This window comes from Sphingobacterium psychroaquaticum, assembly GCF_900177625.1.
Taxonomy (GTDB): domain Bacteria; phylum Bacteroidota; class Bacteroidia; order Sphingobacteriales; family Sphingobacteriaceae; genus Sphingobacterium; species Sphingobacterium psychroaquaticum.
On the sequence record NZ_FXAU01000003.1, the window covers coordinates 243269 to 257432 of the forward strand.

Annotated in this window: 12 protein-coding genes; 8 read left to right on the top strand and 4 right to left on the bottom strand. The window is 42.1% G+C overall.

Going from position 1 to position 14164, the window contains the following annotated elements; translation table 11 throughout:
- The first annotated feature begins 1 nt into the window (after position 1).
- From B9Y69_RS09450 to B9Y69_RS09470, 5 genes are all read left to right on the top strand, one after another.
- Positions 2-1060 carry an efflux RND transporter periplasmic adaptor subunit gene (locus tag B9Y69_RS09450; protein WP_085472702.1) on the top strand — a complete coding sequence of 353 codons (1059 nt, stop codon included), beginning with the start codon at positions 2-4 and terminating at the stop codon, positions 1058-1060.
- A gap of 15 nt (positions 1061-1075) precedes the next feature.
- Positions 1076-4249 (top strand): efflux RND transporter permease subunit, encoded by a 3174-nt coding sequence (locus B9Y69_RS09455; protein WP_085472703.1) that lies wholly within the window; start codon positions 1076-1078, stop codon positions 4247-4249.
- 153 nt (positions 4250-4402) lie between these two features.
- Complete coding sequence (gene guaA / locus B9Y69_RS09460; protein ID WP_085472704.1) at positions 4403-5953, top strand: glutamine-hydrolyzing GMP synthase; 1551 nt, start codon at positions 4403-4405, stop codon at positions 5951-5953.
- A complete protein-coding gene (locus tag B9Y69_RS09465; RefSeq protein ID WP_234991188.1) occupies positions 5910-7214 on the top strand; it encodes an ABC transporter substrate-binding protein in 1305 nt (434 codons plus the stop codon). Before guaA ends, B9Y69_RS09465 begins: the two co-directional genes overlap by 44 nt.
- Entirely contained in the window at positions 7214-8398 is a 1185-nt protein-coding gene (locus tag B9Y69_RS09470; RefSeq protein ID WP_085472705.1) for an RsmB/NOP family class I SAM-dependent RNA methyltransferase, read from the top strand. The genes B9Y69_RS09465 and B9Y69_RS09470 overlap by 1 nt, the downstream gene beginning before the upstream one ends.
- On the opposite strand, the gene B9Y69_RS09475 is transcribed toward B9Y69_RS09470, so the two are convergent.
- Positions 8395-8862 carry a universal stress protein gene (locus tag B9Y69_RS09475; protein WP_085472706.1) on the bottom strand — a complete coding sequence of 156 codons (468 nt, stop codon included), beginning with the start codon at positions 8860-8862 and terminating at the stop codon, positions 8395-8397. The two genes, B9Y69_RS09470 and B9Y69_RS09475, sit on opposite strands and share 4 nt — an antisense overlap.
- Before the next feature lie 72 nt (positions 8863-8934).
- Here B9Y69_RS09475 and B9Y69_RS09480 point away from each other — a divergent pair, with 72 nt between their 5' ends.
- Entirely contained in the window at positions 8935-9708 is a 774-nt protein-coding gene (locus B9Y69_RS09480) for a C40 family peptidase (RefSeq protein ID WP_085473034.1), read from the top strand.
- A gap of 319 nt (positions 9709-10027) precedes the next feature.
- Entirely contained in the window at positions 10028-11020 is a 993-nt protein-coding gene (locus B9Y69_RS09485) for a tetratricopeptide repeat protein (RefSeq protein WP_085472707.1), read from the top strand.
- Between the two features lie 38 nt (positions 11021-11058).
- Here B9Y69_RS09485 and B9Y69_RS09490 read toward each other — a convergent pair whose 3' ends face one another.
- Genes B9Y69_RS09490 through B9Y69_RS09500 form a run of 3 tightly spaced genes read right to left on the bottom strand, consistent with a single transcriptional unit; the run spans position 11059 to position 13560 of the window.
- Positions 11059-11208, bottom strand: a complete 150-nt coding sequence (locus tag B9Y69_RS09490; RefSeq protein ID WP_085472708.1) for a FeoB-associated Cys-rich membrane protein — start codon at positions 11206-11208, stop codon at positions 11059-11061.
- A 7-nt stretch (positions 11209-11215) separates the two neighbouring features.
- Entirely contained in the window at positions 11216-13318 is a 2103-nt protein-coding gene (gene feoB, locus B9Y69_RS09495; RefSeq protein ID WP_085472709.1) for a ferrous iron transport protein B, read from the bottom strand.
- The gene (locus tag B9Y69_RS09500) at positions 13315-13560 is read right to left on the bottom strand and encodes a FeoA family protein (protein ID WP_085472710.1); all 246 of its coding nucleotides are present in this window, start codon (positions 13558-13560) and stop codon (positions 13315-13317) included. Before B9Y69_RS09500 ends, feoB begins: the two co-directional genes overlap by 4 nt.
- A 127-nt stretch (positions 13561-13687) precedes the next feature.
- Between B9Y69_RS09500 and B9Y69_RS09505 the strand changes: the two genes are divergently transcribed.
- Entirely contained in the window at positions 13688-14158 is a 471-nt protein-coding gene (locus B9Y69_RS09505) for a MarR family winged helix-turn-helix transcriptional regulator (protein WP_085472711.1), read from the top strand.
- Positions 14159-14164: the final 6 nt, after the last annotated feature.

Below are 14164 nucleotides of genomic sequence, written 5' to 3' on the forward strand. Positions count from 1 at the left end.
TATGAAACGTATAATAATAACCGTAGTAATTATCGCAGCAGCATTCGCTGGTATTATGTTTCTTTTAAATAAGAACAAGGCTAAGAACGAAGAGGAGACAGCTGTCGTAGCGATCCAAAACGCAGCAGTAGCTGTCCGCGCTGAAGTGGTCGATCTGAAAGAGGTTAATGCGGAGTATATCACCAATGGTGTGTTTGCCCCAAAGCAAGAGGTGAAATTGTCGGCTGAAGCTTCTGGTAAAGTAATTCGTGTACTCGTGAGTGAAGGTTCGTATGTGAAAGCAGGACAGACACTCGCTGTAATTAATGGCGATAAGCAAACCGTAGATGTTTCCAATGCACAAGCGGTGTACAATAACGCAAAGGCTGAAGTAGCTCGTTTTGAAAGTGCCTTCGCAACAGGCGGGGTAACAAAACAACAATTGGATCAGGTTAAGTTACAGCTTGAAAATGCACGTAACAACCTTAAATCTTCACAGATCAAAGCTTCTGATGTTAATGTTACAGCTTCTTTTTCAGGGGTGGTAAATAAACGCAATATTGAACCGGGATCTTATGTTTCTCCAGGCAATGAGCTATTCGAAATTGTAAATGTTTCTACCCTAAAACTGAAAATTAGTGTAGATGAGAAAAATATCTCACAAGTGAAATTGGGGCAGTCTATTAAAGTTCAGTCGCCGGTACTTCCGGAGAAGACATTTACGGGAAAAGTGAGCTTTATCGCGCCTAAAGCAGATGCCAGCTTGAACTTTCCTGTAGAGTTGGAAATTCAGAACAATGCATCGAATGACTTAAGAGCAGGTATGTATGGTACAGCTTATTTTGGCGCAGATCAGCGTGTTAATTTATTAGTCATTCCAAGAAATGCTTTTGTTGGTAGTGTGAGTTCGAATCAGGTTTTTGCGATCGAAGGAGGTAAAGCGGTATTGAAAGAAGTAGTTTCTGGACGTAGCTTTGGCGATTACATCGAGATTGTTTCGGGACTTGAACAAGGAACACAAGTTATTACATCCGGACAGATCAATTTGTTGAATGGAACACCTGTAGAAATTATTAAGTAAGCTGAAATCTAATTCATGAAAATATCAGAAATTTCAATAAAAAGACCAAGTATAATTATAGTACTCTTTATTATACTTACGCTTGGTGGTATTTTCTCGTATTCGCAAATGGGATACGAGCTGGTGCCAAAGTTTGAGGTAAACGTAATTACGGTACAGACGTTGTACCCGGGGGCAGCGCCGTCCGAGGTAGAGACGTCGGTTACCAAAGTGATTGAAGATGCGGTCGCCTCCTTAGAGAACGTAAAGAAAATTGAATCAAAATCGATGGAGTCTGTTTCCGTCGTCATGATTACACTGAATACCGGGGCGGATGTCAACTTCCTGTTGACGGATGCGCAACGGAAAATAAATGCGGTAGTCAACGAGCTACCCGATGATGTGGAAACTCCCGCTTTATCAAAATTCTCGTTGGATGACGTTGCGATCATGAACTTATCGGTGACGTCTAATTTGTCAGAGAAGGATCTGTACGATTTATTAGACCAGAAGATACAACCCGTTTTTGCCCGTATTAATGGGGTTGCAAAAGTAGATATGGTTGGTGGTGAAGAGCGTGAAATCCAGGTGAGTGTAAGCCCAGATAAACTGGAAGGTTATGGGTTGACGATTACACAGGTACAGCAGATGATTGCTGCAGCTAACTTGGACTTCCCGACGGGTAACGTAAAAACACGCGACAACCAGACAACCTTACGTTTGTCGGGTAAGTTTGCTACGCTTGATGAATTGCGTAACCTGCCAATATCAACACCGCGTGGGGTTATGATCCGTTTGAGCGATATTGCGGATGTACAGGATGGTATTAAGGATGTAGAGAAGATTTCTCGTATTGACCGTAAAAACACCATCTTAATGCAGGTGTTTAAGCAGTCGGATGCGAATGCTGTAGCCGTATCAGAATTGGTGAAGAAGACCGTTGATGTGGTAAAGAAGGATTACAGTAAGCAAGGTGTTGAGATTATTGTTGCAAACGATACAACAGATTATACCCTAAATGCAGCGAGTAACGTAATCCACGATTTGATGATTGCGATCGGTTTGGTAGCATTTATCATGTTGTTTTTCTTACACAGTTTACGGGACGCTTTTATTGCAGTTGTTGCGATTCCGTTATCCTTGATCGCTACGTTCATTTTCTTGAATATGATGGGGTATACGCTGAATCTGATGTCGCTTCTAGGGCTATCCTTGGTCGTTGGTATTTTGGTGGATGATGCGATTGTGGTAATTGAGAATATTCACCGCCACATGGAGATGGGTAAGAATAAGGTGCGTGCTGCGTTTGACGGAGCGAAAGAGATCGGGTTTACCGTAACGGCGATTACATTGGTAATTGTGGTGGTATTCTTGCCGATCGCGATGTCTTCCGGATTGGTGTCCGATATTTTGCGTCAATTCTGTGTGACGGTCATGGTGTCTACATTGCTATCGCTTGTCGTATCGTTTACTATAGTGCCTTGGTTGTACTCCCGTATCGGTAAACTTTCGCATATCAATAAGGATAGTTTCTTTGGTCGTATCTTATATGGCTTTGAAGCAGGGTTGAGCAAATTGACCCATGGAATTTCAGGGTTGTTGGAATGGGGCTTGAAAAGTAGATTAAATAAGTTTTTAACGCTCTTGCTTTCGTTTGTGCTATTGATTGGAGCATTTATGTTGGTTGGTAAAGGCTATATTGGGTCTGACTTCTTTCCAGGTAATGATAAAGGAGAGTTCTATCTACAACTAGAGATGAATAAAGATGCCTCTTTGGAGCAAACGAACTTCATGACACAGAAGGCTGAAAACTATTTATCACAGAAGCCAGAAATTGAGCGTATGATTACGACTGTTGGACAAGCGTCCGATGGTATGGTTAATACATCTGGAACAAAATATAAGTCTGAAATTCATATTATCCTGAAGGACGGTCACAATAAAAAAGAGGCAACAAAAGTTTACTCGGCAAAATTGAGACGGGAGATGGAGAATGTGCTGGTCGGCGCGAAAGTGAAAACCGTAAATATGGGTTTGATGGGAGCCGAGCAAGCACCACTGACACTAACTGTAATTGGTGCATCACAAGCAGAAGCGCTAGAGACTGCGCGTACATTTGCAGATCTATTGCGTAAGGTTTCTGGTGCATCCGAGGTGAAGTTGACCTCAGAGGATGGTAACCCCGAAATTAGTGTCAAAGTAGATCGTGATAAGATGAACTCTTTGGGCTTAAATGTGTCCACTGTAGGTATGACCATGCAGACTGCGTTCTCTGGAAATACAGATACTAAATTTAGAGCAGGGGATACGGAGTACGATATTAATATCCGTTACGATGAGATTGGTCGTGGTAATATCAATGACGTGAAAAACTTGAAGTTTATCAATCAAGATGGACAAGCGATTACATTAGAGCAGTTTGCTGATGTAGAGTTCAGCTCTGGTCCGTCATTATTGGAGCGTCGTGATAAGTCACCTTCGGTATCAGTACAAGCACAAGTGGTAGGTAAGCCAGCCGGTACGGTTGCTGCAGAATGGCAAAAAGAGTTTGAGAAAGTCGAACTTAAACCTGGTGTTTCCTACAAATGGGGCGGTAATATGGAGAACCAACAAGAAGGTTTTGGTACTTTAGGTGTGGCTTTATTAGCCTCTATCATCTTAGTGTACTTGGTTATGGTTGCTTTGTATGATAACTTTGTAACACCTTTCGTGGTTCTTTTCTCTATTCCTTTATCATTTATCGGTGCGCTTCTGGCATTGGCATTAGCAAATCAAACATTGAATATCTTTACGATCCTCGGTATCATTATGTTGATTGGTTTGGTTGCGAAGAATGCGATTATGTTGGTGGATTTTGCGAACCACAAAAAAGATGCAGGAGCAAGTACCTACGATGCGTTGATTGCGGCGAACCATGCACGTTTCCGTCCTATCCTGATGACCACCATTGCGATGGTAATCGGTATGGTGCCTATTGCGATGGCTACGGGAGATGGAGCAGATATGAACCGCGGTTTGGCCATTGTAATTATCGGGGGGCTTCTTTCCTCTCTATTCTTAACATTGGTTGTCGTTCCTGTGGTGTATTCTATCTTTGATAGCTTGGGGAGACGCTTTGGCAAGAAAGAAAAAACAAATTATGCGGAATTAATTGTTGCTGATTATGTGCCAAATGAAAATTATGTAGACGAAATGGATGCTAAAAATTAAGGCTTAGCTCCCTTCATATATACGATACGCACTACCCTCGGGTGGTGCGTATTTGTTTAATGGGGTTTTGTTCATTTTGTTAGGTCGTGATAAAATGCAAAGTTTTGCAATGTTGGATGAATAAAATACAGGACGAATATGTAACTTTGCGCCATGTCTGAAAAAATTATCATCCTTGATTTTGGCTCGCAGTATACGCAGTTAATTGCGCGACGCGTTCGTGAGCTTAATGTGTATTGTGAAATACATCCGTTCAATAACTTGCCTACGTTTGACGATAGCGTAAAAGGTGTTATCTTTTCCGGTAGTCCATATTCGGTAAGACAAGAGGATGCGCCACAGGTAGATTACAAATCTATTCAAGAGCGTTTTCCGTTGTTAGGTGTTTGTTACGGGGCACAATATTTAGCACAACAATCAGGCGGTGAGGTTTTACCATCAGAGATTAGAGAGTATGGTCGTGCAAATCTACAGTTTGTAGATCATGATAATCCCCTTTTAAAGGGAGTCCCTGTACAATCGCAGGTATGGATGTCGCACGGCGATACCATCAAAGAAGTACCTTCTAACTTTAAGATTATTGCGAGTACGGATAAAGTTCGTGTTGCGGCGTATCAGGTCGAAGGAACGCAAACGTTCGGTATTCAGTTTCACCCGGAGGTGACACACAGCACAGACGGACAAGTTCTATTGAAAAATTTCGTTGTTGATATTTGTGGTTGTTCACAAGATTGGACCTCAACAGCGTTTGTAGAAACTACAGTTGCAGAGCTTAAAGAACAATTAGGTGATGATCACGTAATCATGGCACTATCAGGTGGTGTAGACTCTACAGTTGCGGCGGTGTTATTGCACCATGCAATCGGTAAAAATTTACATTGTATTTTTGTGGATCACGGCTTACTTCGCAAGAATGAGTATGAGCAAGTATTGGATTCCTACAAAAATATGGGACTTAATATTAAAGGTATCCATGCAAAAGACCTATTCTACGGTAAGCTAGCAGGTTTCTCTGAACCAGAGCAAAAGCGTAAGATCATTGGAGGCGCATTTATTGATGTCTTTGATGAAGCGGCTAAGGAAGTGCAAAAGGAACTACCAGCTGGTTTGGAAGTGAAATGGTTAGGTCAAGGAACAATTTATCCGGATATTATCGAATCTATTTCCGTAAAAGGTCCATCGGCAACAATCAAATCACACCACAATGTGGGCGGTTTACCTGACTTTATGAAACTTAAAGTCGTAGAGCCATTGAAGACGTTGTTTAAGGATGAGGTAAGACGAGTAGGAAAGACATTAGGGGTTGATCCTAATATCTTGGGTAGACATCCTTTTCCAGGTCCAGGCTTAGGTATTCGTATTTTAGGCGATATAACGGAAGAAAAGGTACGGATTTTGCAAGAGGCTGATGATATATACATTCGCAATCTAAAGGAAAGTGGATGGTACGATAAAGTATGGCAGGCAGGTACGATCTTTCTTCCTGTTCAATCCGTTGGCGTAATGGGCGATGAGCGTACGTACGAACATGTTGTTGCTTTGCGCGCCGTAGGCTCGTTAGATGGAATGACAGCCGACTGGATTCACTTGCCATATGATTTGTTAGCGAAAATTTCAAACGAAATCATCAATCATGTTAAAGGAATCAACCGAGTTGTTTATGATATCAGTTCAAAACCACCAGCAACGATTGAGTGGGAATAAAATTCTTACTGGTTTAGGTATTATCCTAGCTTTGGGCGCTTGTTCGCCCAAAACTACGGGTGTCCTACAGTCTCCGGGCCATCAGGGTGGAATGGTGAGCGGACAACCCGTAAAGAAAGAAGATAATAAGTCTACCTCAGCACATAAAGTAGAGTTAACGAAGGAGGAAAGAGAGGCGAAGTTTATCGCTGAAAAACGATCGAAAAACAACAGTATTACACTGGTACTTCCTTTTCAGTTGGATAAAGTGAATCCGGCAGCTCTTTCAAAAGCTGATGTTACACGTTCTTCGATTGCGCTTGACTTTTATCAAGGCTTTCAGATGGGATTGGATGAGGTGGCCAAGCAAGGAAAGTCTTTTGTGCTTGATGTGGTTGATTCTCGGGATGACGAATTACATAATAGCCGGATTGCAAATTCATTGGATGTCCGTGGGGCATCGTTGATTGTTGGTCCCGTGTATCCAAAAGAGATACGTTCCTTTGGTGAAGGCTTGGTGGATAAGTCCGTGTTACAGATTAACCCTTTGGCAGCGTCACGTGCTACGGATTATAATTTGTCCAACTTAGTATCGCTGACGCCATCGATAACGATGCATACCCGTGCCATGGCGAGCCAGATGGCGCGCGACGCTGGGAGTGGGGATGTGTTGATTATTTACAGTACGGGAGATGCTGATGGAAAACAGTTTTTGACGGGCTTCGCAGGTGAGATTCGTAAAGTAAAACCAAGTGCACAAATTAAAACAGTTTCTTCTCTTGCGCAGTTAAATGAAGCAATGACTACGACCGGTTCTAATTTAATTGCGGTCGGAACAACCGAGAAAACGGAACTACGTTCTTTTTTGAGCAATTTAGATAAGAAAGTGAAAGAGGGATACTATACTTTTAAATTGTATGGACACCCGCTTTGGGATCGTATCGATTTTAGTGGTTTTGAAAATTTTGAAAATTACAGCCCGATAATTTCCGCGGAAGCACATATTAAATCTTGGTCTAGTGCGGTTAAAGATTTTAGAGAAAAATATACCGCTTCGTTTGGAGTAGCACCTTCAGATCATGCTTTTAAAGGTTACGATGTAGCGCGTTACTTTGGTAATTTAATGGCGAAGTATGGTGCGGATTATGCGAACCATGTTACGAAAGAAAGTTATGACGGAATATATAGTTCGTATAACTTTGAGAAGAATAACACAGCAGGCTATCTTAATAATGCCGTTTCGTATAAAGTATACCGCGGCAATACCTTTCAATTGAATTAATGGCGGAAGTAAATCCACGTCGAGTTGAGTTGTATGTTCGTAATTTTGAGCGTGCGCTCGAAGAGTATACTGCTGAAGAACCCTTCGCTCGGTTTTTAACACGTTTTTTTAAAGAAAATAAACAAATGGGATCATCCGATAGACGGATGACCTCCCGTTTGTGCTATAACTTTTTTCGCCTGGGGCAGGCTATCCCAACAGCGGAACCAATGCAGCGCTTGATTGTTGCAGAATTCCTATGTGAATCAAGTAGTCCTATTGTTAGCCTATATGAACCCGAATGGCAAACGGTGTCTGGCGAATCATTGGAAACCAAGATTACTTTTCTACAAGGTTTAGGAATAGAGGTTTCTCAGACGATCTTCCCGTATACAGAAAATCTTTCCGCGACGATTGAACCGACATATTTTTCGTTAAGCCATCTCATTCAGCCGGATTTGTTTATTCGTGCAAAAAAGGCAGAAGTAGAGCAGGTAGAGCGTGCCTTACTGAAACATAAGATTTCTTTTTTGCGCGAAGGTGATACAGGGTTCCGATTAGCAAACGGCAGCCGTTTGCAGGATGTGCGCGGTATTAAGGGGCGTTATGAGGTGCAGGATTTATCTTCTCAGGAAACGATTAACGCCTTCCAGATAGCGGGAAAGGAAAGTTGGTGGGACGCCTGTGCCGCATCGGGTGGTAAATCGTTGATGTTACTGGATATGTATCCACAATTAGATTTGCTCGTATCCGATATACGCTTAAGTATCTTGCGCAACTTGAATGAACGATTTGAGGAAGCTGGCGTCAAGACGATGGCTTATCGACAAAAGATTATTGATCTGACAGGCGATGTATCCGCGATACTGGGAAGTGAGCAGTTTGATGGCATCTTGTTAGACGCACCATGTTCGGGCTCGGGTACATGGGGACGCACGCCTGAAATGATACAACAATTTAGTGTCGGTAAGATTAAGCACTTTGCTGACCTACAGAAAAAAATAGCACGCAATGTGGTCCCTTATTTAAAACGTAATGGTACCCTGATCTATATAACCTGTTCTGTTTTTAGCGATGAAAACGAAGCTGTCGTTGCCTACCTAGAAAAAACATTTGGCCTTGTCGTCGAAGAATCGCGAACAATTAACGGTTACACAAAACGAGCGGATAGCATGTTTGTTGCCCGGCTCAGGAAGATAAACTAGTCACATTTGTTGGGAACTACCAAGACCGGACAACTCGCTTTACGAATGACGGACTCGGATACACTGCCCGAAATAAAATGTTCAAATCCGGTTCTTCCGTTGGATCCGATGATAATGAGATCGGCTGCCCATTGTGTTGCAGTTTCTAAAATTTCGTCCCGTATGTTCCCCACTTTGTTGAACGTGAATACTTCATTCGCGCTGTTGAACTCGGCCGCCAGCTCATTTAAATATTTTTGCGTTGCCTCGAGTTGTATCTGTGCTACTTCAGGTACAATGATGGGTTGCTGACCCAGTAAAGGATCGGCGCCATAGCTGGCAGGTGAGGTCGGAGGAATTACAGTGATCAGTGCCAAAATGGAGTTAAACTCTTGGGCAAGGTCTTTTGCATAGGCAATTGCCTTTTCTGTGCATGGACTATCGTCCACCGCAAGCAGAATTCTATTAAATCTGTTATACTTCATAATTACAACAATTTTAAACTTATCTTCGTATGTACAAAACACGTACCGATTCTTTATTGTTTTATGGATACTATGGATATACTGTTAGGACGTTGTAATTTAACTGTTGTGCCACTGCGGGCTGAAGCATCTCATCGTAGTGAGATGGTAAGTCAAGTGTTGTTTGGTGAAGAGTTTGTGATACTTCAGGAGGAAGCTGATTGGGCTTTTGTGCGCTTGCATGATCCTGTCTATGAAGGATGGATCCAAAAAGGACAATATGTTTCTCTGGAGCCGATGCCTGGAGGGACAGCGTCCTTGATCGAATCGTTGGTTGTTGATGTCGAAGGTGCTACAGCCCGTACAGCGGAGCGTGTGGTCCATTTAGTTCCCGGAACGAAGATTATGATTAATGATTACCGGGCGACAACTACGGAATGGTTCGAGATTGAAGGCAAGTTACGGAAACCCACAATTGACGATTTTGATGTTGAATTAAAACGACTTGTAACACATTATAAGGACACACCTTATCTATGGGGTGGGCGTTCCGATGCAGGGATTGATTGCTCAGGGCTTACGCTGGCTTGTTATCGTCATTTTGGGATTGATCTCCCACGGGACGCTTATCAACAAGCAGAATTAGGCGAGGTCGTTGATTTTCTATCTGAGATAAAAGCGGGGGATTTGGCGTTCTTTGATAATGCGGATGGAAAGATTACGCATGTTGGTATGATGCTGGATGCCGAAACGATTTTACACGCTTCGGCACGTGTACGTGTGGATAAAATGGACTCCGAAGGAATATTTAATAAAGAATGGAATCGGTATACGCATAAGTTGCGGATCGTAAAGCGTTATTGGTAGTTGGTAGAGAGTACAAAGTATAGAGTACTTTGTACTTTGTACTTGCTACTTAGTACTTACTATTTACGACTAATTTAGGAGGGCACGAGCCAAAGTCTCGCGCCAGCGATGGGAGGTTCGTTCTTCGGCGAAACCTTGTTAGTCCTTCGATGACGCTAGGTTAATCTTTCGGCGAGGACTGACTGAATTTTCTCGCGCTGTGAGGTTGAGCCTGCAACGATGTTTGGTTTAGGTTTTAGCATAATCGTCATCCCGACAAAGGAGGGCTCCACGGACCTTAAACGTACGTGCTTGTTTTTTTATGAACGATGAATATTGAATGATGAATAACCCTTTTTATATATTACCCAGTAGTCAATTAATACCGGTATTGACGACCACAGTTCCAGATCGATTTTTAGTGGAGGAGCAAACCATGGAAGAGATTCGATTCGCTGTCCAGGGACTGCAACATTATATGGCAGGGAATCTGTCGGAGGCTGTTGCCTGCTATAGCGAAGCGATTGAGCAATTTCCCACATTACCATTTTTCTTTGCTTGTCGTTCGCTCGTCAATGAAGAGTTAGGCGATAGTGAAGGGGCCTTTTATGATTATCAAGTTGCAAAGAAAATCGATTTTAATTATCATATCTTTTTAGAATGGGTAGAGAATAAACCAGCCTTCGCTACAGGAGACTCCACTATTTTTTCTGATTTAAAATCTTTGTTGGACGCGGCATTACATTCGGTTCAGCAGTTTGATTATGCGCATGGGCTAGCACTTTATAGCGATGCTGTTGTTCGGTTTCCAGCGGAAGTACAGGTCCTTGTTTACCGGGGCGCGCTATACATGCGATTACTACAATATGATCTTGCCTTAATGGATTTCAATGCGGCTATTGATCGGGATGCTACTTTATTTCAGGCTTTTGTATCGCGGGCAAAGCTGTATGTTGCGATCCGCGAACATGATTTAGCCCTAAAGGATTTTGGAGTGGCAGTGGCTTTAGATCCGGAGAATAGTTTAGTATATGAAGAGCGTGGGAATTTCTTGATGGAAATCGGAGCATACGAGCGTGCTGTTGCGGATTTCGATAAGTTGACAATGTTGCTCCCGGAGGATTTTTATGTCTTTGCACTGCGGGCTGATCTTTATGAAAAAATGGAAGCGTGGACGGAGGCCCTAGCAGATTATGATCGCGCAATTACGTTTAACCCATATTATGCAGATTTATACGCTTATCGGGCGGATATAAAGGATCGCTTGGGCGACCAGAATGGAGCAGAAGAAGATAGACAACGTTTTGCTGCGATAGAAAATGATGAAGATTAAAAACAAAGCCCTGTCTTTTTGTAGACAGGGCTTTGTTCCTATTTCTTAGATTGGTCTACGGCACAGCCGCATCCCTTATTACATCCGCCCGCTTTACCTTTACTCGGAAACAAGCGCTTTACCACAAAATAGACGGCAACAATAAAGACTATTGCTATAATAATATATTGTATGGTTAATGTATCCATGATATTTTTATTTTAAGAATTGATACGCAAGGAACGCAACGATATACGCTAATCCCGTCATCATTCCTGTTTGTATTAGTGTCCATTTCCAAGAACCTGTCTCGCGCTTCATTATGGCAATTGTACTCATGCATTGCATTGCGAACGCATAAAACAAGAGTAAGGATACTCCCGATGCCAAATTGTATGCTGGCAGCCCTGTATTTCTGTTTATTTCAGATTTCATCTTTGTGAGCAAGGTTTCTTTTTGGGCATCGTCCTCAATATCTACATCTTCCCCTAGACTATATACCGTCGCCATGGTGGCAACAAATACCTCACGCGCGGCAAAGGATGAAACAAGACCGATACCCATCTTCCAGTCGTATCCTAAAGGCTCTACAATAGGTTCAATACCCATGCCAATGTAACCGAGGAAAGAGTGTTCTAGTTTGTATGATGCAACCTCTTCGGCTAAATGATCCTCACCAATTGTTGGGTTAGCCTCGAGGATATATTTCTCCGGATTGTAGAATTTGTCGTTCGGGCCGAAACTTCCAAGTACCCACAATACAATAGCCATTGATAAGATAATCTTACCGGCACCAAAAAGGAAGCCAGAAGTTTTATCCCAAACATTGGTTACTACATTTCGCCAGTCTGGCGCTTTGTATGATGGTAATTCAAAGATTAGGAAAGAACGGTGTTTTGTCTTGACTATTTTACTTAAGATCCATGCCGATGCTAAGGCAGCGACCACACCTAATACATAGAGTAGGGCCAGGGTTAACCCTTGGATTCCAAAGCCTAAGAAGGTTTCATTCGGGATAACGAGTGAAATTAAAACGACATATATTGGTAAGCGTGCTGAGCAGGTCATAAATGGCGTAACCAACATCGTAATCAAGCGTTCTTTTGTGTTCTCGATATTACGCGCCGACATGATGGCCGGTACGGCACAGCCGATCCCTGACATCAACGGAATTACGGACTTACCGTTCAGTCCGTAAGGACGTAACCAGCGATCCATCAAGAAAACAACGCGGCTCATGTAACCCGTTTCTTCCATTAAGGAAATCAGGATAAATAAAATAGCAATTTGCGGAACAAAGATGACGATACCGCCAATACCAGATAGGACACCTTGTGTAATAAGGTTTGATATTGGTCCTTCAGGCAGGATACCTGCCACCAGATCTACTAAACTGGCAAAAGATTCGTCAATCCAGTCCATGATGGGGGTCGCCAAGATGAAGACCAATTGGAAAATAATAAGCAGAATAGCAAAGAAAACAATATACCCCATTACTGGATGAAGTAAAAGCTTGTCAATTTTATTCGTTTTAGTCAAGTGTAGATTTTCTTTGCGAACAGCAATTGCATCTATCTCTTTATCAATTTGCTTGTTTCGGGAAATAGATTCCCACCGTTGGAGATCATTTGCTGTAAATCCGTGTGTGCTTCTGATATTCTTAAGAGCAAGGCGTTGGTCCGCTGATAGGAAGGAAACATCCTCTTGCGCCAAGTATTGCCACGTCTGATACTCCGTCTGTAATGGGAAGAGCTTTTTGGCTTCCTCAAGCGCTGGAACGAACCTGCTATCAATCGTAAATTTGCTGCTATAATAGCCCGGACGTTCGTCAAATGCTTCGATCAATTGGTGTATACCATGCCCGTTTCGCGCATCGGTGGTGTATACTTTTGTGTTTAGGTATTGTTCAAGTTTTTGGTAATCAATCTCTAAACCTTTGCCTTTTGCTTCATCGATCATATTGATCACAAATAGCGCCGGTACACCGAGCTCACGTGCTTGCTGATATAAGATAATTGACCGCTTGAGGTTGTTGGGCTCACTCACGACAACAACTAAGTCCGGATGTGATTTATTTTCTTTATTTCCAAGGATTTGGTAAACGATATCTTCATCGAGCGATGTTGGAAATAAGGTGTACGTTCCAGGTAAATCGATAATCGAATAGGTTTTTCCATTAGCTTTAACGGTACCTTCTCTTTTTTCAACGGTAATGCCTGGGTAATTACCAACATGTTGGTTTAACTTTGTAATACGATTAAAGACGGATGTTTTTCCGACATTTGGGTTGCCTAACAGCGCGATAATGGGATTACTCATAGGGAATTTTTTTCAACTAAAATATGATAAGCTTCAGATTTACGAATAGCTATTAATGTGTTTGAAGTATGGATGTGAAGGCCGATAGGTCCATTAAAAGGAGCTTTGTGTTTGATCTCTACAAGGCAACCTGGAAGCAGGCCCATCTCTAGAAATTTAGAAGGTAATTCGGTGGCGTTTACTTCGCTAATACGGGCACATTCACCAATGGTAAGGGTATCTAGACTGAAACTTTTTTGCATTTTTTCTGTTAAAAAAATTATAAAATCTATATTCGGGATATATTTGTTGTCTTTGCTTCAAAGATAGCTAATTTAGATTGATTCTACGTTTAAATGTTGTCACACTTTTGTTTTAATTAAGAAAACTATGAAAATTGAGGAAGAGATAAAGGTAAAGAGTTTTAGTAGTGATTGGCAGCGCGCCTCAATAAACATTATGTATACGGGGAATTGGCTGAACTTGATTCTGGAAAAACGTGCCGCTAAGAAGCAAATTACTTTGCAGCAATTCAATGTTTTACGAATTTTGCGCGGACAATTACCTAACCCGTCAACGAATAATTTGTTGAAAAATAGGATGATAACCAATACGCCTGATATCTCTCGCTTAGTCGATCGAATTGTGGCTAAAGGATTGGTTTCTCGGTGTAAAAATAAGGAGGATAAGCGTGCTGTGGATCTCTTTATTACGGAAAAAGGGTTGGCTTTATTGGAGGAGATTGAGGACGATATGATGCTGAATGATCTTTTACCACAGAATTTATCGGAACAGGAAGCTTTTCAGCTGAGCGAGTTGCTCGATAAATTCCGTGGTTCTATACCGCCAGAGGAGGTTTAATATCTT